Source organism: Nocardia sp. NPDC060255 (assembly GCF_042727395.1).
In the GTDB taxonomy this organism is placed as follows: domain Bacteria; phylum Actinomycetota; class Actinomycetes; order Mycobacteriales; family Mycobacteriaceae; genus Nocardia.
This window is the reverse complement of the sequence record NZ_JBHXAU010000008.1, coordinates 142222-163289: the sequence shown is the minus strand read 5'-3', so window position 1 is coordinate 163289 and position 21068 is coordinate 142222. Positions and strand designations below refer to the sequence as shown.

The following is a 21068-nucleotide window of genomic DNA, read 5'->3' as shown; positions in this document are numbered from 1 at the left end:
ACATGACCGACGCCGTGCCGCACACCTTGTTCGACACGTTGCGTGCCGTAGTCGACACCGCGACCCGCATCGCCGTCGACAACGCGCGACTCTATGAATGGGCCCGCACTAGTCAGGCGTGGATCGCGGCGAACCGGGATATCGCCACCGAGTTCCTGGCGGGCACCGAGCCGGATCGGGTGCTCGCGCAGGTGGTCGAGCACGCGCGCGGTTTGACCCGGTCGGAGCAGGCGATCCTGGCGGTGGTCGAGCCCGGCATTCCACCCGAGGAGGCCACGGAACTCGTTGTGGCGCAATGGTCGAGGTCGGCCGCGCCGGCCGAGGGACAGCACGTGCGACTCGTCGACACCGTCGCGGGCAAGGCCTTCGCCGAGCGCGCGACCGTGCATCTGGCCGACGCGCGAGGCGTCGATCTCGGCGCCCCGCTCGAGTCGGCGGGACCCGCGCTGATCCTGCCGTTGCAGACGGCGGGGATCGTGCTCGGCGTGCTGATCGTGGTGCGCGCGCCCGACGCCGAGCCGTACTCCGACGAACTCGGCGCGCTGGCCGCGGCGTTCACCGATCAGGCCGCACTGGCCATGCAGCTGGCCGAGGCGCAGCGCCGGGCACGCGAACTCGATGTGCTCGCCGATCGCGACCGGATCGCGCGCGACCTGCACGACCACGTCATCCAGCGGGTCTTCGCGGTCGGCCTCGGCCTGCAGGGCATGGCCGCGCGGGTGGACGATCCGCAAGTCCAGCAACGACTTTCGGACGAGATCGATCGACTGCAGGAGATCGTGCACGAGATCAGGACGACGATCTTCGATCTGCACGGCGGCGCGGGCGCCTCGCTGCGCCGACGCCTGGAGGACGCGGTCCAGCAGCAGACCGCGGCGACCCCGATCCGGGCGCGGCTGCGCGTCGACGGGCCGCTGTCGGTGGTCGGGCCCGCGCTGGCCGATCACGCGGAAGCCGTTGTGCGCGAATCGGTCAGCAATGCGGTGCGGCATTCCGGCGGGGACGCGGTGACGATCGAGATCACCGTGGCCGACGAGTTGACCATCGTGGTGCAGGACAACGGGTCAGGCGTGCCGGACGACGTAATCGCCAGCGGCCTGGCCAATCTCGCGCAGCGGGCGGCCGAATCGGAGGGCCGATGCGGCATCGAGCGCGCCGCGTCCGGTGGGACGCGGGTGCACTGGTCGGTCCCGCTGAGCTGAGGTCGGTTACGCCGGTTCGACCATGCTGAGATCACCGTCGTAGCGGCGGTACAGCAGCCGGCCGCGGCCACCGGCCGGGTCGGTGAAGAACAGGAACGGCAGGCCGTCCCGGCACAGCACGTGCGCGGCCTGTTCCTCATCGAGGACGGGCGCCGGTGCCGAATCCACTGTCAGTGGAAGCAAATTCACCGTCGGCGGGCAGCTCACCGCCGCGTCCTGACGGAACAGCCGGACGCCGAGCGGATCACCCCAGGCGACCACGGCCTCGGTGCCGGACTCGCCGTCGGTGAACAGGTACGCGTCGTAGTCCATCGCGTCCATCACCGCCGTCGCCTCGGCCGGCGTACCGGTGAGCAGCTCGCATTTCTTGCGCCGCACGATCGGGCGCGGCTCGGTGACCTGGGCCAGCGGCGGTCGGGCCGGATCGGGCCAGTCCCGGGACCGGGTCGTTTGGAGCCGGGCCAGCTGCCGGTCGAGCCGTTCGGCGGCGAAGGTCACCGCGAACCCGCCCGGCCCGGTCACCTGCACCCGGGTGGCGATCTCGCGACACCGAATGTTGGCCTGTACCACCGTCGCTTCGCCCGCATCGGTGGGCGCGGTGACGCGCACCCTGGTCGCCGCGTCGAGGTGGTGGCGGCGGAGCACCCGGCCGATCGCCCGGACCGCCCTCGTCACGTCCACATCCGGCACCGCACCGAAGGTGGTGACGGCTAGATCGAGATCACTTGCGGTGAGCCAGTGTTGTGGTGACGAAGAATGCAACAGCCCCGACGACTTCATGTGACACGCCCTGCCTTCGATATTCAGATCCCGTAGCCCCATGTCACCATCGCAATGCGGTGGCGAACAGGGCCGAAAGTCCCCGAAGGTCGAACTAGACTGGGACAAGGCGCAGTTCGCGCGCCCACCACAAGGGGAAGCCGATATGACCGACGATCACGGCAACGACCCCTATTCCGTGCGCGACACCCTGTCGCAACTGCGCCTGCGCGAATTGCTCAGCGAGGTCAAGGAACGCGTCGAGCTCATTCTCGATTCCCGGGACCGAATGGACGGTTTGGTCGAGGCGATGCTGGCCGTCACCTCCGGCCTCGACCTGGACGACACCCTGCGCACCATCGTGCGCACCGCGATCAACCTGGTCGACGCCCGCTACGGCGCGCTCGCCGTGCGCGGCCACGACCAGCAGGTGGTGCAGTTCATCGACGAGGGCTTCGATGACGAAACCCGCACTGCCATCGGACGATTACCCGAGGGCCACGGCGTGCTCGGCGTGGTGTTCCACCAGTCGAAACCGCTCCGGCTCGACGAACTCACCAATCACCCTGCCTCCGTTGGACTTCCACCACATCACCCGCCGATGCACACCTTCCTCGGGGTGCCGGTGCGGATCCGCGGCGAGGTGTTCGGCAGCCTCTACCTGACCGAAAAGGCGGGCGGGCAACCGTTCACCGACGATGACGACGTACTGGTGCAGGCGCTCGCCGCCGCGGCGGGCATCGCGGTGGACAACGCCAGACTCTACGAATCGGCGCGCACCAGGCAGGCGTGGATCGCGGCGACCCGCGACATCGCCACCGAACTGCTGGCGGGCAACCAGTCCGCCAGCGTGCTCGCGCACGTGGTCGAGCACGCGCGCACGCTGACCGGCTCGCACCAGTCGTTTCTGACCGGGCCCGACGAAGACGGCGAGCCGACCGCGCTCGCGGTCACCACCTGGTGTGGGCCCGGCGAAGGCTACGAGGGCAAGGCGGTGCACACCGAGGGGACGGCGCTCGGCGAGGCGTTCACCCGCCGCACCCCGCTGCGCTTCGACGACGCGGGCGCGGTCAACCTCGGCCTCGCGCTCCCCGACGCGGGACCGCTGCTGATCCTGCCGCTGTGCACGCCGGACACCACGCTCGGCGTGCTGACCACGGTGCGCGAGGTCGGCGCGGCGCCGTATTCCGACGAGCTGGTCGAGCTGACCGCCGCGTTCACCGACCAGGCGGCGCTGGCCATGCAGCTGGCCGACGCGCAGCAGCGGATGCGCGACATCGACATCATCGCCGATCGCGATCGGATCGCCAGGGACCTGCACGACCACGTCATCCAGCGGTTGTTCGCCGTCGGCATCACGCTGCAGGGCGCGGTCGCCAAGGCCACCGTTCCCGAAGTGCGGCAACGCCTTTCCACGGTGGTCAACGACCTGCAGGAGGTGGTGCAGGAGATCAGGACCTCGATCTTCGACCTGCACGGCGGCAACGGTAATCCGCTGCAGCAGCGGATCGAGCACGCGATCCGCCAGCAGACCGCCGAATCCGCACTGCGGTCGACCTTTTCGGTGTCAGGTCCACTGTCGGTGCTGGAGGCCGAGCTGGCCGATCACGCGGAAGCCGTTGTGCGCGAAGCGGTCAGCAATGCGGTCCGGCATTCCGGGGCGGACACCGTCGCGGTGCAGATCAGCGTCGACGACGATCTGACGATCGTGGTGACCGACAACGGCTGGGGCATCCCGAATCACGTGGTGCGCAGCGGACTACGCAATCTGGAGCAGCGCGCGGAGAAGGCGGACGGGCACTTCGTCATCGGGACGGCCGGGAACACGACCGAAGCGGGCGAAGCGATGCCGGGCACCCGGTTGTGCTGGTCGGTGCCGCTGCCGTGAGGACGGATGCGGCGAACCTCCTGGCCCGAGCGGCGACGTCGAGTGGTTCGCTCGCTGCCACCGCAGCGGTCGACTTCCTGCCGAACAGGCCAGGTCACCGTGCGTGGGTGGCCACGATGACGGCACCGATCCCGGCCAACGTCATATGATCTTGATAATGCCGCTTGTCCGGGTCGGCTCCGCGCTCCTGCACAACGCTTCACCAGAACCGTGGTCAGCGAGACAATTCCTGGACACCGGTTCTGTAATGATCACCAGACACTGTCCGATCAAGCACCTGAACTGTGATCGAGGCAATAGCGTCGAGACTGTAGTCGCGTGCACGTCGATACGAGAATAATCCCATGCTCCACTGGCCGGAATCGGGTCGATGATCGGGGGTTAGAGGTGAGCGAGGACAAGGCAGCCGCCGCGATCGAAGCGGCCGAGCAGCTAGCTGAGCGCTACCGTTCTCTGGTCGAGCACACGTCCGACGCCATCTGCGTGCACGAGCGCGGCATCGTCGTCTACGTCAACCCCGCCACCGTCCGGCTGCTGGCCGCCGACAGCGTCGACGACGTGGTCGGCAAACCACTCACCCAGTTCGTCCATCCGAACTCCGTGCCCGCGATGCTGGCCGGGATCAGCGTGCTGACCACCAACGGGGCCGCCACCGAGCCGACCGAGATCACACTGGTCCGGGCCAACGGCGTACAGATGCCCGCGGAGATCGTGTCGGTACTCACCCCCTGGCACGACCACCTCGCCTACCAGGTCGTCATCCACGATCTCACCGCCCAGCGGCAGGCCGAGGCCGCGCAGCAGCGGGCCGAACAGCACTTCACCACGGTTGTCTCGCAGTTGGAGGAGGGCGTGGTGGTAATCGATCCGGAGGGCCGCATCGAGTCGGCCAATCCGGCGGCCATGCACATCTTCGGCAGCGACGACGAGCTCATCGGCAAAACGATCCAGTCGCTGCCGGTCACGCTGCTAGACGCGAACGCGCAGCCACTCGCACCCACGCGCCACCCGATCGCCCGCACACTGGCCACCGGCGAGACCATCACCGGCTATGTCTTCGGCGTCGACCGGGCCGACGGGCAGCGGCGCTGGCTGTCCGGCAGCAGCAGGTTGCTCAATCCCGGCGATCGGCGCTCGTCCGCGGTGTCCTCGTTCGCCGACATCACCGAGTTCCGGGCCAGCAGGCGGCAATTGGAGTACCAGGCCACGCACGACTCGCTGACCGGGCTGGCGAATCGCTCGCTGATCCTGTCCCAGCTGGCCGGCGCGCTGGCCACCAGCGAGAACCTGCCGGTGTCGACGGTGCTGTTCATCGACCTGGACGGGTTCAAGGCGATCAACGACACGCTCGGGCACGCCATCGGCGACACGGTGCTGCAGATCGTCGCGCAGCGCTTGCAGCGCGCGCTGCGCAGCGACGATCTCGTCGGCAGGCTCGGCGGCGACGAATTCCTGGTGCTGCTGTCCGGCGGCACCCGGCGGGTGGACATCGACGCGCTGGTGGCCCGGCTGCGCTCGACGATGGCCGAGCCGATCATCGCGCGCGGGCACCGGATCGAGGTGAACGCCTCGATCGGCGTCACCCCGCTCAACGTCAACGACCGCCGCACCCCCGAGGCCGTGTTGCACGACGCTGACCTGGCGATGTACCGGGCCAAGCCGTCCGGGCACCGCGAGAGTGCGGCTGGCTTAGGACGCAGACCGAACAGCACACACGCGTCCTGACGGGTCTCCGATCGATGATTCTCGAAGAACTTCGCGGGTCGGCGGAATACCCGCGGTGCCCGAAGCTGTTACACCACTTCTATGACATGTCCCCGGTCGCCGGGTCGGCAACCGTCGCGCACAACGCCGCGTGGTTGACGACGCGACACCGGATACACCTGCGGTTACGGCGACCCCGCCGCAATCGCAGTAGACTCGACAACCTTGTTTTCCGAACGTTCGCGTGCGTATTGCCATGCGTGTGTACCGTTCGCTCGGCTCATCGCGGTGAAGGAGTTCAGTTTGCCCGACCTCACTCAGGACCGTGCCGCTCGTGACGGCGCGCCCGAGCTGACCCGCGAGACCGAACAGGAACAGAAGTACCTGTCGGTGCTGTACGACCGGCTCGACGAGATGCGCGACTACGCCCGCAACCGCTTGCGCACCGTGCTGCTGGAATCCGGTGGCACGCCGCAGGCTCGCAGCGAACGCGAGTCGTTCAGCCAGCTCTATAACGAGGACCTCGCCAAATACGATGCGGCAGAACACGGTCTATGTTTCGGCCGGATCGATCTGGCCGACGAATACCGCTACATCGGCAGGCTCGGCATCCTCGACGAGAAGGACGATTACGAGACGCTGCTGCTGGACTGGCGCGCGCCGATGGCCCGCCCGTTCTACCTCGCCACCACCGCGGCACCGGACGGCGTGACCCGGCGCAGGCACATCCGCTCGCGCAACCGCAATGTCACCGCCATCAACGACGAATACCTCGATCTGGATGCCGCACGCCAGGCCGGCGCGACCGACGACGACGGCGGGGTGGGTGCCGAGAGCGCGCTGCTGGCCGCGTTGAACGCCGCACGCACCGGCCACATGAACGACATCGTCGAGACCATCCAGCACGAGCAGGACGCGATCATCCGCTCGGAGCACAAGAGCGTGCTGGTGGTGCAGGGCGGGCCGGGCACCGGCAAGACGGCCGTCGCGCTGCATCGCGCCGCCTACCTGCTTTACACCTTCCGCCAGCAGCTGGCGAAGAGTGGCGTGCTGATCATCGGGCCGAACGCCACCTTCCTCGACTACATCGGCCAGGTGCTCCCCTCGCTCGGCGAGACCGGCGTGCTGCTGTCCACCATCGGCGACCTGTATCCGGGTGTGAAGGCGACCCGCGAGGACTCGTTGCGGGCGGGCGAGATCAAGGGCTCGCTCGACATCCTCGAGGTGCTCAAGCAGGCGGTGCGGGACCGGCAGGAGGTGCCCGCCGAACCGGTCCGGCTCAGCTTCGACGGCTATCAGGTGACCCTGGATCGCAAGATCGCCACCCGGGCGCGTGGCCGGGCCCGTTCCTCGCGGCGCCCGCACAACTTGGCCAAGCCGATCTTCACCAGCGCGGTCATCGACGCGCTCACCGAGCAGCTCGCCGAGACGATGGGCTCGGATCTATCCGGCGGCCCAAGCTTGCTCAGCCGCACCGATATTGCCGAGATCCGCGACGAGATGCGGGCGGACCAGGAGATCCAGCAGGCCATCGGCAAGCTGTGGCCGCTGCTGTCCCCGCAGGACGTGCTCGCCGATCTGCTCGCCGACCCCAAGCGGCTCGACCGCGTCGCAGGCACCCTGTCGGCCGCGGATCGCGCGGAACTGGTGCGGCCGGACAACGGCGAGTTCAGCGCCGCCGACGCCCCGCTGCTCGATGAGCTGGCCGAACTGCTCGGCGTGGACGACACCGAGGAACGCGAACGCTCCCGGCGCCGCTGGCGGGCCCAGCTGGCCGAGGCGCAGGACGCGCTGGACATCCTGACCGGTTCCGCCCCACAGGATCTCGAAGACGAGCTCGACCCGGAAATCCTGATGGCCTACGACCTGATCGACGCGAGCCAGCTCGCCGAACGCCAGAACGTGCGCACCAGCCAGACCACCGCCGAGCGCGCCGCGGGCGACCGCACCTGGACCTACGGGCACGTCATCGTGGACGAGGCGCAGGAACTGTCGGAGATGGCGTGGCGAATGGTGATGCGGCGCATCCCGAATCGCTGGATCACCGTGGTCGGCGATGTCGCGCAGACCGGCGACCCGGCGGGCGCGTCGTCCTGGCAGCGCGTGCTGGAACCGTATGTGGCCAAACGGTGGAAGCTCACCGAGCTGACCGTGAACTACCGCACCCCGGCCGAGATCATGGACGTGGCCGCGGATGTACTCGCCGCGATCGATCCGTCCGCGTCCGCACCACGCTCGGTGCGCGACAGCGGCAACCCGCCGCGCGGATATCGGGTCACCGCAAGCGAAATCCGCGACCAGGTGGCGAAACTGGTCGCCGAGGAAACCGGGCCGGGCACCACCGCGGTGATCGCGCCACACACGCTGGTCGAGGAGTTGGCCGAACTGGCCGACGAATCGGTGCGCGTACTGACCGTGCACGACGTGAAGGGCCTGGAGTTCGACGCCGTGTATCTGGTCGAACCCCAAGCGATCCTGAACGAATCGCCCCGCGGCCTCAACGACCTGTATGTCGCCCTGACCCGCGCGACCCAGCGCCTAGGCGTAGTCCACAGCGACGACCTGCCCGACGTACTGACCGCACTGGCCTAACCGAAGGCCCCCTTCAGTCGGCTACACAGACCAAAGGCACCCTTCGGTCGAGACGTTCACTCGACTGAAGGGCGCCTTTGGTCTGTCTGGCGTGCCGAAGGGGGCCTTCGGTTGGTGGGATGGCTAGCGGACGGTGTGCACGATCAGGACGTCCGAGCGGGACTTGCGGGCGACGTCCGAGGGGACGGAGCCGAGCAGGCGGCCGGTGAGGGTGTTGAGCCCGCGGTTGCCGACGACGAGCAGGTCGGCGTCGACGTCCTTGGTTAGTGTGAGCAGCGACTCGACCGGTTCGCCGACTACGGCGCGTTCGACGATGTTCTTCGCGCCCGCGGCGACGGCCTTGTCCCGCGCGGTGCGCAGGATCTCGTTGGTGGGGGCGGACCCGCGCACCTGGTAGGCCTCTTCCTTGAGCACGTCCGCGGCGGCGGCCACGTCGCGATCGTCGGTCGGGTAGTAAGCACACGCGATGACCAGGGTCGCGTCGGACACTCCAGCCAGCGCGGCGGCCTTCTCGACGGCGACGTACGACGAGTCCGAGCCATCAGTACCGACAACAATGGTCCGGTAGGCGGTCATTCTCTCCTCCAACTGTGCGGGTGTCAGGGTGCCTACGTCCGGGCGCATACCAAGACGTGCCCCGGCGCAGCGACTTGGGTCGACCCTAGCGGCAAACAGACCGGAAATATCAGAAATCGCAGCACATCACATTGCCGGTGTCCTGGCATTGGCGCCACATGTTCGCCAGGAAATGCGGGAAGGGCATGAGCAACCTGGGCAGACACAATTGCCGCGCCGTCAAACTGTGATCAAGCACAATGATGATGAACGGTCTTGTCCCCCTGGGATATTCGTCACATACCAGCAGGGATCGAACAGACATCGGCCCGCCGCGGCGCGCAAATCACGCACCGGGACGGGCCGCTGGAGCCTGGGACTACCGTGCCACTACGGCCACTGTTGGTAGTTCGCCCAGAATAAGCCGAGAATCGCTCCGATGATGTCCATGCCTTCCTCTCCCTGCAGTAAAAAGGACGCGCAATATTAGCGCGGCACGCGGGGTCAGAGGTCGAAAAGCGGTCCGGTGATGGTCAATCCGAGGTCGTCGACGTGAGCGAAGAACGCGAACAGCATCAACGCGGCGCCGGCCAGCGCCAGGTTCTTGTTGAAGTTGACCATTTCGCCCTGTTTGGCCTGCGCATCCGTTTCCTTCCAGAACGGGTGCATCAGTAGAGCGGTCACCACCAGCAGGGCCGCGAGCAGCACCGACCCGAGATCGGCCCACACCCCGAGCAACACGCTCAGCCCGCCGAGACCGAACAGGGCTCCCGAACCGAGCACCGACAGCTTCGCCATCGGCACACCCTTGCTCGCCGTATAGCCCGTCATCGCTTCGGTCTGCATGAAGTGCCCGAGCGCGGAGCTCAGGAACAACACCGAGAACAACACCCGTCCGATCAACACCACGACATCCATGTCCAGCTCCTTTTTTGGCTGACAGTAGGTAGTGCAACATTCAACTAAGCAACCCGGGAGCTATCTCCCCGGCCGTGGTCGAATGGTCGAATACGGTCGGCCCAGCAACTACATCCTGGTCGATATGACCTTTGCGGTGACCTCGTTGCGCGAGCGTAGCGAATTCTTGGCGTATTCCAGTGGAGCCATTCCGACTTCCGCAGTGAACTCGCGCGAGAAGTGCGCCTGATCGAAGTATCCCAGTTCCGCGGCCAATGTGGCGAGATCTTCGGTGCGACCGCGGGCGAGTAGTTCGGCGCCGTCCTGCAGGCGGTACCGGCGCAGCACCCATTTCGGTCCCGCGCCGACGTAACGGCGGAACATGCGCTGCAAGGTGCGGGTGGGAATATCGAATCGGTCGGTGATCTGGTCGACCCTGGTCAGGTCCTGGTCCGTGGCCATCGCGCCGATGATGCGCAGCACCAGGTCATAGGTCGGATCGTCGGCGACGGGGCGGGCGGTGAGGAAGTCCTCGACGATGGCGCGGCGTTGCTCGTCGGTGGGGGCGGAGAGGACACGGTCGGCCAGGCCGTGGGCGTCGGGCATGACGTCGGTCAGTTCGACGACGGTGTCGCGGAAGGAGCCGACATCCAGTCCGGTGAAGGCGCCGAAGCCGCCCGCGCGGAAACGCAGGCCGAATACTTCACCCTGGTCGCTGAGTTCGCGGATGAACTTGGTGGTGCACACGCCGGTGACGAAACCGCCTGTGCGGCTTGCGGATCGCTCGAAGGTGACGTTCACGCTCGGGTACGAGAGCACCTCGGCCTGGTACGGCGGTCTGCCGCGCAGGTCCCAGCGCACCGACCAGTACCACTCGACGAACCGGTCTACCGCCGGACCCGCGGGCAGCCGGGCCAGCGTGCGGTACTTGGCCTGTTCGTCGGGATGCAGGATGCCGGTGGTGTCCGCGGGGGCCACCGGATTCCGTGGCGGCGGTGCGGAATCAGTGCTGCCGGACATGGTTTCGCTCCCGCCGGGCACCGTGTCGCGTTCTTACAAGACCAACAGCACGCGTCCGACCAGGATTGATGTCATGACCAACACCGTGAATCCCATTGCCGAGGGCTACCACTCCATCACCTGTTTCCTCGCGGTCAGCGACGGCAACAAGGCCATCGACTTCTACTCCGCCGTCTTCGGCGCCGAGGTGATCGCCCGCAACGACCTGCCCGATGGCCAGCCCGCACATGCCGAGCTGAAGATCGGCGACTCCACCTTGCAGCTGGGCATGCCGATCCCGGACAACAACGTGCTCGCGCCGAACGGCGAGTGGGTGCACACCTCGATCGTGCACTACTGCCCCGACGTCGACGACGTCATCAAGCGCGCCGTCGAAAACGGTGCCCGCAGCGCCGAAGAACCCCAAACCTTCGTCACCGGCGACCGTTTCGCCGTGATCATCGATCCCTTCGGCCACCGCTGGGCCGTGATGACCAAGGTCGAGGACGTCTCCCGCGAGGAAGCCGAACGCCGCGTAAACGAATGGATGGCCACCCAGAGCTGACGCCCGAAAACCCCGAACAGCCGCACCCCTTGCCGCGCCAAACACGTTGTGTCGCACGGCAAGTCGGGGTGCGGAACCCAAGAGATGGCGCAGAAGCACAACACTCATCCGGCTAGCACTCCCACCCGTTCCGCCCCGCCGCCGACGAGCCCCAGAAGCCGCGCACGAACGCGCGCCCGCGACTCGCACCACCGGCGAGCACCCGAGGCTCACTCCCGCACCCTCTACTGCACAGGACACGGCGTGTCCCACAGCAAGTCTGGGTGCAGATCCCGAGAGAAGGTGCGCGGATCCAGCAGACATACAACTAGAGCCCACACCTGCCCCGGCCCGGCCACTGGCAGGAGCCCCGAAGCCGCACGCAACCACAGATCCGCGCCTCGCATCACCACCCGACCCGCACCCCGGGCCCACACCCGCACCCTCTACCGCACCGGACACGGCGTGTCCCACAGCAAGTCTGAGTGCAGATCCCGAGACAGAGTGCGCGGATCCAGCAGACATACAACTAGAGCCCACACCTGCCCCGGCCCAGCCGCCGACGGGAACCCAGAAGCCGCACGCAAACACAAGTCCGCGCCTCGCACCACCACCCGGCCCGACTCCCGCACCCTCTATCGCACCGGACACGGCGTGTCCCACGGCAAGTCTGGGTGCAGATCCCGAGACAGAGTGCGCGGATCCAGTAGACATACAGCTACAGCTCGCACCTGTCCCAGCCCGGCCACTGACAAGAATCCAGAAGCCGCGCGCAAACACAGATCCGCGCCCCGCACCACCACCCGACCCGCACACCGAGCCCACACCCGCACCCCCTACTACACCGGACACGGCGTGTCCCACAGCGAGTCTGGGTGCAGATCCCGAGAGAAGGTGCGGCAGCACAACAGGCATACGGCTAGTGCTCCCGCCCGTTCCGAACGGCCGCTGATGGCGGCTAATGCTCAACACGCCACTGCTCCCGCACACCGATTTGCCTCAGACATGGTGTCTCACAAGGCAAGTCAGTGTGCGGGAACGTAACGATGGTGCGGGAGTACAAGATCTACACGGTCCGTTCCCTCGCCCAGCTCCCGCGAACAGTCCGTCCCCTCCGGGCGCCGGAGCGGCCGCACCTGCTCCGCTCAACTTAATCCGGCGGCGTCCATGCCGCGCAGTTCCTTCTTGAGATCGGCGATCTCGTCGCGCAGTCGGCCTGCGAGCTCGAACTGGAGCTCGCGGGCCGCGTTCATCATCTGCGCGGTGAGTTCCTTGACCAGGTCGGCGAGTTCGGCGCGCGGCATCGACTTGATGTCGCGGCCCTCGTAGACGCCCGCGCTCACCGCGCGGCCCGGCTCGCCCTGGGCGCGGCGGCCGCGGCTGGAGTTACGGCCGGAGCCGCCGACCGCGACCTCGGTGTCGTCGGCTTCCAGATACACCTGGTCGAGGATGTCGGCGATCTTCTTGCGCAACGGTTGTGGGTCGATGCCCTTCTCCGTGTTGTAGGCGACCTGCTTGGCCCGGCGGCGATCGGTCTCGTCGATGGCGTGCCGCATCGAGTCGGTGATCTTGTCGGCGTACATGTGCACCTCGCCGGACACGTTGCGCGCCGCGCGGCCGATGGTCTGGATCAGGCTGGTGCTGCTGCGCAGGAAGCCTTCCTTGTCCGCGTCGAGGATCGCGACCAGCGACACCTCGGGCAGGTCGAGACCCTCGCGCAGCAGGTTGATGCCGACCAGCACGTCGTACTCGCCGAGTCGCAACTGCCGCAACAGTTCCACGCGACGCAGCGTGTCGATCTCCGAGTGCAGATACCGCACCCGCACACCAAGCCCGAGCAGATAGTCGGTGAGATCCTCCGACATCTTCTTGGTCAGCGTGGTGACCAGCACCCGCTCGTCCTTCTCGGTGCGCTGCCGGATCTCGTGCACCAGATCGTCGATCTGGCCCTTGGTCGGCTTGACCACCACCTTCGGATCGACCAGGCCGGTCGGGCGAATGACCTGCTCGACCACCTCGCCGCCGACCTGTCCCAGTTCGTAGGGACCCGGCGTGGCCGACAGATACACCGCCTGACCGATCCGGTCGGCGAACTCCTCCCAGGTGAGCGGCCGGTTGTCCACCGCGGACGGCAGCCGGAACCCGAATTCGACCAGGTTGCGCTTGCGCGACATGTCGCCCTCGTACATGCCGCCGATCTGCGGCACCGTCACGTGCGACTCGTCGATGACGAGCAGGAAGTCGTCGGGGAAGTAGTCGAGCAGCGTCGCGGGCGCCGACCCGGCCGGGCGGCCGTCGATGTGCCGCGAGTAGTTCTCGATGCCGGAGCAGAACCCGACCTGGCGGATCATCTCCAGGTCGTACTGGGTCCGCATGCGCAGCCGCTGCGCCTCGAGCAGCTTGCCCTGTCGTTCCAGTTCCGCCAGCCGCACTTCCAGTTCGGCCTCGATGTCGCGCACCGCGCGCTCCATCCGGTCCGGGCCCGCCACATAGTGGGTGGCCGGGAAGATGCGCAGCATGTCCACCTGGCGAACCACATCGCCGGTGAGCGGGTGCAGGTAATACAGCGCCTCGATCTCGTCGCCGAAGAACTCGATGCGGATCGCGAGTTCCTCGTAGGACGGGATGATCTCGACGGTGTCGCCGCGCACCCGGAACGAGCCACGGGTGAACGCCATGTCGTTGCGGGTGTACTGCACGTCGACCAGCAGCCGCAGCAGCGCGTCGCGGTCGACCTCGCCGCCGACCTCGAGCTGCACCGACCGATCGAGGTAGGACTGCGGGGTGCCGAGGCCGTAGATGCACGACACCGACGCGACCACCACCACATCGCGCCGGGACAGCAGGCTCGACGTGGCCGAGTGCCGCAGCCGCTCGACGTCGTCGTTGATCGAGCTGTCCTTCTCGATGTAGGTGTCGGTCTGCGCGATGTACGCCTCGGGTTGGTAGTAGTCGTAGTACGAGACGAAGTATTCGACGGCGTTGTTCGGCAGCATCTCGCGCAGCTCGTTGGCCAGCTGCGCGGCGAGGGTCTTGTTCGGCGCCATCACCAGCGTGGGGCGCTGCAGCCGCTCGATGAGCCAGGCGGTGGTGGCCGACTTGCCGGTGCCGGTGGCGCCGAGCAGCACCACGTCGCGCTCCCCCGCCTTGATCCGGCGTTCCAGCTCCTCGATGGCGGCCGGCTGGTCACCGGCGGGCACGTGCTCGCTGACCACCTGGAAGCGCGCGTCACTGCGCTCGATCGCGCCGACGGGCCGATGCTCGGAGTGCGCCAGCGGGGTCTCGCCCGCGACCCTCTCCTCGTAGCCTTCCGTCGGAATCTCGGTTGCGAATGCCATGCTCACCAGCCTAAGCCCAGCCACCGACAGATTTCAGCGGTCGCACGGGCGGTGGCTGCCGCGGACCCCGGGACGTGGGCCTCGGCCGGGTGTCGCCCGCCGGGCCCCGGTGATAAAACCGCCGTCGGCCCTCCCCCATTCCCGGGACGGATAAACCTGTGACGAGTAAGTTTTACCGGAGCAATACCAGGCTTTACCGGGACAATACCGTTTCACTCTCAGGCACCGTTATGTGTCCGAAATGTCCCATGCGCCAACACATTTCGTAGCCAAAAACATATCGCGTCAATCCGCCCGATCACCATTTCCCGGGTGTACTCTGGCTTGGTTGTTCGGACAACAAAGTTCGGATGTGGCGAAGGACTAGAGCCATGAGAGGTCTGATTCCATTGCTCAATACCGTGCCGACCACCGGCTTCACTGGAAGTATCGCCCGACACATCCGTGCGGCGGTACCAGGCCTCAACAACAACGCCGCCGCCCCGCCGAACACCGCGTTACCGCCCGGCCATCCCCCGCACCGGCCGCACGTCGAGTTCTTCAACCTCGCCGAGCACACCAGCACCGACAGCAAGGGCTTCGTCCGCCAGGTCGAGCGCTACCACCACGAACCGTGGGGCGTATATATGGCACGCATCGTGCCCGTCCCGCACCATCACTACCTGGAGTCCTGGCTGCTGCCCGAGCTCTCGCTGCGGGTCACGTGCGCCCGCCGGAACCCGGCGCACCACGTGGACCACGACTTCCACTTGGATATCGGCGAGTTCACCCAGGTCGCGCCGAAACGCTGGAAGGCCGTCGACCACTACCTCGACATCGAGGTACACCGCGGCCATCACGTCGAACTGCTCGGCGTCGACGACCTACTGGCCGCCCACGCGGCCGGATTGGTGGACACCGCGCAGGCGCATCGGGCGTTCGAGTGCGCGACCGCGGCCCTGGACGGACTCGCCGCCAACGACCACTGTGTCGAGGACTGGCTCGCCACCCAGGGCATCACGCTCACCTGGATGTAACCGCGAGGCCACTCGACTCCGACGTCGTGGCGGTAGATTCTGAATGCATGACCCAGGCACCATCCGTCGACGTGCATCGGCCCAAGGTCGAGTACTTCGACCTCGCGGACCTGACGAACACGGATCCGAAAGGATTCGTGCGGCCGGTCGAGCAGTACCACGTGGAGCCGTGGGGCCTGTACATGGCGCGAACCTCCGACCATGAACAGTTCCACTACATCGAATCGTGGCTACTGCCCGACTTGGCGCTGCGCGCCTCCGTCTTCCACTACCACCCCGAGCACCAGCGGGACCAGGACTTCTACCTCGACCTCGGCGAGTTCGGTCAGGTAGCGCCCGAACGGTGGAAGTCGGTGGACCACTACCTGGACATCATCGTGCGCACCGGGCGCGGCACCGACCTGCTCGACGTCGACGAGTTGCTCGCCGCGCACGCGGCCGGCCTGCTCACCGCCGTTCAGGCCCAGGCCGCCATCGAGACCGCGACCAGCACTATTGACGGCATCGCCGCCAACGACTACCGCCTCGAAAGCTGGCTCGAAAAGCGCGGCATCACGCTCACCTGGAAGTAGCGGACGGCTGGGCAGGGCAAAGCTGTTGCGCTGCTAGCGATCCCGCCAAGCGAGCATGCGGGGATAGGCGGCAGTGAACCAAGGTTCCTTGACATCCAGGTACGCGACCGTAGCCTCCGCGCCGGTCAACCCGGTCGCCTTCGCCTCCGCCGCGCGCTTCACCTCGAGATATTCGGCACGTGCACCGGCGTCGGCGCGCAGCCAGTCACGGAACAGCAGCGCGTACTCCTGCCCCGGCGAACCCGCCACGCGCACATGGACATTGGCGAGTCGGCCGGGGTCGGCGTTCTGGTGGTAGCGCTTGGTCCACAGCGCGACGTCCGTGCCCGCCGGATCCTGTGGTGTCGGTCGCGGGCAGTCCTCGGTGACCTCCGGCCGAACCGGAAAACCCGCTGCGCCCAACGCATCTCGCAGTCCGTCGGCGACGGCCAGGTCGGCGACGGTGATCTGCAGATCGAGCACATCCTTGGCCGGAAGATCCGGCACCGCAGTCGATCCGATGTGATCGATCCGCGATGCGGACGCGCCGCACGCCACCCACAGCCGGGCGATGAGCCGCTGCGCTTGCACGGCCCATTCCGGGTTCGCGGGTACTACCCGTATCTCCTTCCGGCGCGCGGGCGTCCCGGTGCGCAGGTTGTGCTCGAACGGCACCAGCCGCTCCTGCCACAACTGCCGCACCACACCCTCGATTGCTCCAGGCTCCCCACTGTTGTCTAGCAACACATCGGCAACCGCGCGCCGCTGCTCGTCGGTGGCCTGCGCGGCAATTCGGGCCCGCGCATCGGCTTCGGCAACGCCACGGAATTCGACAAGCCGGCGCAGCCGAATTTCCGCATCGACATCGACGACAATTACCAAGTTCATCAATGGCGCGAGACCATTCTCGACCAGCAATGGAATATCTTGCACGACAATGGCATCGCCCGGCGCCGCGGCAATGAGTTCGGCGGTGCGTTTACCGACCAACGGGTGCGTAATGGAATTCAAGGTCGCCCGGGATTCGTCATCGGCAAAGGCCTTGGCCGCCAAGGCCGGTCGATCCAGACTGCCGTCGGCCGCCAGGATCTCGGTGCCGAACGCCGCGACGAGCGCCGCGAGGCCCTCGGTACCTGGCGCGACGACCTCCCTGGCGATCACGTCGGAATCGACGATCACCGCACCGAGGTCGGCGAGGATCCGCGCGACGGTGGACTTGCCCGCTCCCATGCCTCCGGTGAGGCCGATCCGCAACATTCGACCAGTCTCGCATCCCGCGCCCAACGGCGGGCTCGCCGCCCACCGCCCCATGGACGGGTGCTGCAAGGACCGACGTTCGACTACGGCGGCACAATCAGCCCGATTACCCATCCGGGCCGCGGTTTCCACCTGCCGCCGCCGTAATTGCCCGATCCGTGACGAGCCCGAGACCAATTCGCAACAATTCCGGCCGGACCGGGTAGATCGGCGACAACTTTCCGACACGCCGGGGCAATTACTTGCGCAAAATACTCTGCGTGGCACTTTCGTTCCGCTAATCTTCGCCCTGGCGATCGGAGCGCCAGCACCAGCAAGCAAAGGAACACCATTGGGCACCAGAATGAACCAGACGGCTCGCCACCGCCTGGGCATGGCGGGCGGCGTGCATTGCATCCACATCCCCGCTGTCGCGGCCGCATTGGCCGAACACCGTCGTACATGGTTCACCGCACTGCTCAGCCCGGCCCGACATAGCTTCGCGGCCATGCGAAAACGCTCCGTCGTCCCGTCCGTCCGGTGGGTGCCCGCCACCGCGAGCTGACCGCAGACTTCGCGAACTGGTTCGAGAAGTGGCCCAGCCCCCGCCAGGGCTGGGCCACTCTCATGCCCGAATCAACCCGCTCGGCTTGCGCCGGGTTCCGGGTTGTTGTGTCGGCATCGAGTTCGGCGGCACCGGATAGGGAATCCCGGTTGTCGCCGTACCCAACGCGATATTCGGGCCGCATTGGGCGACCGCGGCGTCCATTTTCGGTTTCGGATCGGGCAGCACCGGTTTCGCGATATTCGGTGCCGAGCCGAAATCGAAGGTGGAGGTCATATCGCCGGTGACGCCGCGTCGCCACGCGGTCACATTCGGCACCTCCACTCCGAACCTGGTTTCCAGCAGTCGCAGCTGTGAGGTGTGGTCGAAGGTCTCCGAGGCGACGAGCCCGCCCCGGGTGTACGGCGAAATCACCAGTGCCGGAACGCGATAGCCCAAACCGATCGGACCGGCGATGCCCTTCGCGGCGGACACGCGGTCCAGCGGCACGGTGAGAAACTCGCCCGGCGTACCCGGCGGCGGGGTCGGCGGGGTGACGTGGTCGAAGAAGCCGCCGTTCTCGTCGTAGCTGATGATCAGCGCGGTTTTCTCCCACACCTTCGGATTCGAGGTGAGGATGTCGAGCAACTGCACGATGCCGAACGCGCCGAATGCCGCTGGCAGCGCGGGATGTTCGCAGTTCAGCAGCGACGGGATCACCCAGGAGACGGCGGGCAGCGTGTCATTGGCGACGTCGGCTTGAAAGTCGTTGGGGTACACCGGCGCCAGGCCGCGGCGCGCCAATTCCGAGTTCGGGTCCGATGATTGGGTGAAGCAGCCGAGCATGCCGTCGAGGATCACCGAGGACAGCGGGCCGACGTCGCGGTTGTTGTACACCTTCCAGCTGACGCCTGCCTCGGACAGGTTCTCCGGGTACGTGCGCCAGCTGTACACGTGCTGCGGAATCAGTTTGGGGGTCTCCACCAGCGGACCGCCCGCGAGTCCGTCCGGGTCGATGGTTCCGCTGATCCAGTACAGCCGGTTCGGGTCAGTCGGGCCGAGCACCGAGCAGTGGTAGTTGTCGCACAGCGTGAAGGCGTCGGCGAGCGCGGTGTGGATCGGAATGTCTTCGGGCAGGTAGTAACCCATCGCCGCGGGCGCGTTGGCCGGGCCGACGCTGGCGATCGACATCGGCATCCACTGGTCGTTGCGGCCGCCGTTCCATGAGCGGTGCATGCCTTCCCAGGAGTGGTCCGGGTCGTTGATGCATTCGCCGTCGAGCGAGGCGCCGCGGGTGGTGTCGAGGCGGAACGGATTCACAAAGCCGTCCGGGCCGGGGCCCGCACCGGGAGTCCAGCCGTACTGCCGCCACGCCGTCGACGGGTCATCGAACCCGCGGACGCCGGACAGGGTGCCGAAATAGTGGTCGAAGGAGCGGTTTTCCTGCATCAGCAACACGAAGTGCTCGATATCGCCGAGTCCGCCCATCCCGGCGGGGTCGGCGGCGTAGGCCCGTTCGATGATCGGGTTGGCCCACGAGGCCAACGCGCCCACCGCACCGGCCGCAGCCGCCTTCGCTAGGAATTGTCTGCGATTGAGCCCACTGAATGGCCCCGCTGCGCACATATCTTCGGCCGACCTTTCCGCCAGGGCTGTCGAGCAGAGTTTCGCGATCCGCGCCGACCATACCCGACGTGCTGCGACGCCGCAGAGAAAGATCGTTTAGGCGAGCCGGGAAGTGAGCAGAACCACGGTGCGGGTTGGCGATTCCTGGATGATAGCTCGGTAGCTGCCCGAAACATCATACCGTTCTGAGTGTTTCACCCGTTTTGCCCGCTTTCACCCGATCGATGACACGGATTCCCGCGTGGGCGTGGCGAAGTCGGCGGCACCGCGCCGAAACCTGCGCCACACCAGCAATGCGGTGGCACCGAAACCGAGGCACAGCCCGAGCCAGATGCCCGGCGCGCGCCAGCCGAGGCCGAAACCGAAGAGCGCCATGGCCGGTATACCGATCGCGAAATAGCCGATCAGCGTGCTCTGCAGCCCGGCCTTGGTATTTCCGATGCCGCGCAGCAGTCCGATGGACAGGTTTTGCGAGCCCTTGCAGTACTGCTGGACGATCGCGAACCACAGCAGGGTCGAGGCAGCGGCGACGACGGCGGTGTCGTCCTGGTGTGCGCCGAGGAACGGCGTGAGAACGACACCGGGGAACAGCACGTAGCCGAGGCCGACCACGGTCATGAAGGCGAACCCGATGACGAAGGTGCGGCGGGCGATGTCCGCCACCGCATTCCGGTCGCCCTGCCCGATCGTGCGGCTCACCAGGATCGAAGAGCCTTGGGACAGACCGATATTGACCTGGTAGACGATGTAGGCCAGCTGGTTGACGATATTGCTCGCAGCCAGTGCGACCGGACCGAAGCTGCCCATCAGCACTGCGGCGACGGACGTGATCGCCGCTTCCGCACCGTAGGTCAACGAGATCGGGACGCCCATCCGGACGATTCGCGTGATGGTTGCCCGGTCCGCCTGCCACGCCCGCAGCGACAGCAGATCGCCGAGGAGCGGGTCGCGGGTGACGGTGCGCAGATAGAGACCGAACGTCCACAGTTGAACGAGGGAGGTGGACAGGCCGATTCCGGCCAGGCCGAGTTTCGGGATGCCGAGCCAGCCGAAGACGAACAGCGCGTTCAGGAGCGCGTTGACACCGATCGACAGCAGCGTCACGCGTAACAGTGAGCCCGCCCGGCGGAGGCCGACGGCGAACTGCCGCAACACGTTCAACCACAGCATCGGAATCAGGCCGGGCGCGAGCGTCCAGATGATCGGGCGAGCCAGGTCGAGCACAGCGGGGTCCTGGCCGAGCCAACGCAGTGCGTAGCCGAGGCCGATCAGGATCAGCGCGCCCGCTGCGGAGGTCACCGTGGCGACGAATGCCGCCGCCCGGACCAATCCACGGATCTCGGCGCGGGCCTGCCCATCGATATCGGCACGGCCGGTGCGTTTTTCGCTGCTCCCCACCGCCTCGGCGATCATGTTCCCGACCCCGGTGATCATGCCGACGCACATGGTGCGCAGCTGGTTGTACAGCAGCAGCGCGAGGCCGCCCGCCGCGACGGACGCGACGCCGAGCAGTCCCATCATCGCCAGATCGACGGTGGTCAGTGCTACTTGGGCGAGCTGCAGGCCGGCGATCGGGGCGGCCAGTGCGACGATGGCTCGATACGGTCGAAAGTTCAC

General features: G+C 66.9%; 16 protein-coding genes. 8 read left to right on the top strand and 8 right to left on the bottom strand.

Annotation, left to right across the window (positions count from 1 at the left end; all coding sequences use genetic code 11):
- Positions 1-2: 2 nt before the first annotated feature.
- Positions 3-1202: a GAF domain-containing sensor histidine kinase gene (locus ACFWF1_RS17480; protein ID WP_379289498.1), complete on the top strand. Its 1200-nt coding sequence runs from the start codon at positions 3-5 to the stop codon at positions 1200-1202.
- Between the two features lie 6 nt (positions 1203-1208).
- On the opposite strand, the gene ACFWF1_RS17475 is transcribed toward ACFWF1_RS17480, so the two are convergent.
- Entirely contained in the window at positions 1209-1982 is a 774-nt protein-coding gene (locus tag ACFWF1_RS17475; protein WP_379289496.1) for a sigma 54 modulation/S30EA ribosomal C-terminal domain-containing protein, read from the bottom strand.
- Positions 1983-2127: 145 nt separating this feature from the next.
- On the opposite strand from ACFWF1_RS17475, the gene ACFWF1_RS17470 reads away from it, so the two are divergent.
- From ACFWF1_RS17470 to ACFWF1_RS17460, 3 genes are all read left to right on the top strand, one after another.
- On the top strand, positions 2128-3849 hold the full coding sequence (locus ACFWF1_RS17470) for a GAF domain-containing sensor histidine kinase (protein WP_379289518.1): 1722 nt from the start codon (positions 2128-2130) through the stop codon (positions 3847-3849).
- Between the two features lie 387 nt (positions 3850-4236).
- Positions 4237-5574: a diguanylate cyclase domain-containing protein gene (locus tag ACFWF1_RS17465; RefSeq protein ID WP_379289495.1), complete on the top strand. Its 1338-nt coding sequence runs from the start codon at positions 4237-4239 to the stop codon at positions 5572-5574.
- Between the two features lie 282 nt (positions 5575-5856).
- Complete coding sequence (locus tag ACFWF1_RS17460; RefSeq protein WP_379289493.1) at positions 5857-8145, top strand: HelD family protein; 2289 nt, start codon at positions 5857-5859, stop codon at positions 8143-8145.
- 123 nt (positions 8146-8268) lie between these two features.
- On the opposite strand, the gene ACFWF1_RS17455 is transcribed toward ACFWF1_RS17460, so the two are convergent.
- The 3 genes from ACFWF1_RS17455 to ACFWF1_RS17445 all read right to left on the bottom strand — a co-directional run bounded on the left by ACFWF1_RS17455 (position 8269) and on the right by ACFWF1_RS17445 (position 10617).
- Positions 8269-8721 carry a universal stress protein gene (locus tag ACFWF1_RS17455; protein WP_357391405.1) on the bottom strand — a complete coding sequence of 151 codons (453 nt, stop codon included), beginning with the start codon at positions 8719-8721 and terminating at the stop codon, positions 8269-8271.
- A 483-nt stretch (positions 8722-9204) separates the two neighbouring features.
- A complete protein-coding gene (locus ACFWF1_RS17450; protein WP_379289491.1) occupies positions 9205-9618 on the bottom strand; it encodes a DoxX family protein in 414 nt (137 codons plus the stop codon).
- A gap of 108 nt (positions 9619-9726) precedes the next feature.
- Complete coding sequence (locus tag ACFWF1_RS17445) at positions 9727-10617, bottom strand: DUF6597 domain-containing transcriptional factor (RefSeq protein WP_379289490.1); 891 nt, start codon at positions 10615-10617, stop codon at positions 9727-9729.
- Between the two features lie 73 nt (positions 10618-10690).
- Here ACFWF1_RS17445 and ACFWF1_RS17440 point away from each other — a divergent pair, with 73 nt between their 5' ends.
- Complete coding sequence (locus tag ACFWF1_RS17440) at positions 10691-11161, top strand: VOC family protein (RefSeq protein WP_379289488.1); 471 nt, start codon at positions 10691-10693, stop codon at positions 11159-11161.
- 1124 nt (positions 11162-12285) lie between these two features.
- Here ACFWF1_RS17440 and uvrB read toward each other — a convergent pair.
- Positions 12286-14478 carry an excinuclease ABC subunit UvrB gene (gene uvrB, locus ACFWF1_RS17435; protein ID WP_379289486.1) on the bottom strand — a complete coding sequence of 731 codons (2193 nt, stop codon included), beginning with the start codon at positions 14476-14478 and terminating at the stop codon, positions 12286-12288.
- 371 nt (positions 14479-14849) lie between these two features.
- On the opposite strand from uvrB, the gene ACFWF1_RS17430 reads away from it, so the two are divergent.
- Together ACFWF1_RS17430 and ACFWF1_RS17425 are read left to right on the top strand one after the other, a co-directional pair.
- Positions 14850-15494 (top strand): DUF402 domain-containing protein, encoded by a 645-nt coding sequence (locus ACFWF1_RS17430; protein WP_379289485.1) that lies wholly within the window; start codon positions 14850-14852, stop codon positions 15492-15494.
- Between the two features lie 47 nt (positions 15495-15541).
- Positions 15542-16066, top strand: a complete 525-nt coding sequence (locus tag ACFWF1_RS17425; RefSeq protein WP_379289483.1) for a DUF402 domain-containing protein — start codon at positions 15542-15544, stop codon at positions 16064-16066.
- A gap of 33 nt (positions 16067-16099) precedes the next feature.
- On the opposite strand, the gene coaE is transcribed toward ACFWF1_RS17425, so the two are convergent.
- On the bottom strand, positions 16100-17302 hold the full coding sequence (coaE, locus tag ACFWF1_RS17420; protein WP_379289481.1) for a dephospho-CoA kinase: 1203 nt from the start codon (positions 17300-17302) through the stop codon (positions 16100-16102).
- Positions 17303-17633: 331 nt separating this feature from the next.
- On the opposite strand from coaE, the gene ACFWF1_RS17415 reads away from it, so the two are divergent.
- The gene (locus ACFWF1_RS17415; protein WP_357391528.1) at positions 17634-17846 is read left to right on the top strand and encodes a hypothetical protein; all 213 of its coding nucleotides are present in this window, start codon (positions 17634-17636) and stop codon (positions 17844-17846) included.
- A 60-nt stretch (positions 17847-17906) separates the two neighbouring features.
- Here ACFWF1_RS17415 and ACFWF1_RS17410 read toward each other — a convergent pair whose 3' ends face one another.
- Together ACFWF1_RS17410 and ACFWF1_RS17405 are read right to left on the bottom strand one after the other, a co-directional pair.
- Positions 17907-19451: a phospholipase C gene (locus ACFWF1_RS17410; protein ID WP_379289479.1), complete on the bottom strand. Its 1545-nt coding sequence runs from the start codon at positions 19449-19451 to the stop codon at positions 17907-17909.
- 213 nt (positions 19452-19664) lie between these two features.
- A complete protein-coding gene (locus ACFWF1_RS17405) occupies positions 19665-21068 on the bottom strand; it encodes an MATE family efflux transporter (RefSeq protein WP_379289478.1) in 1404 nt (467 codons plus the stop codon).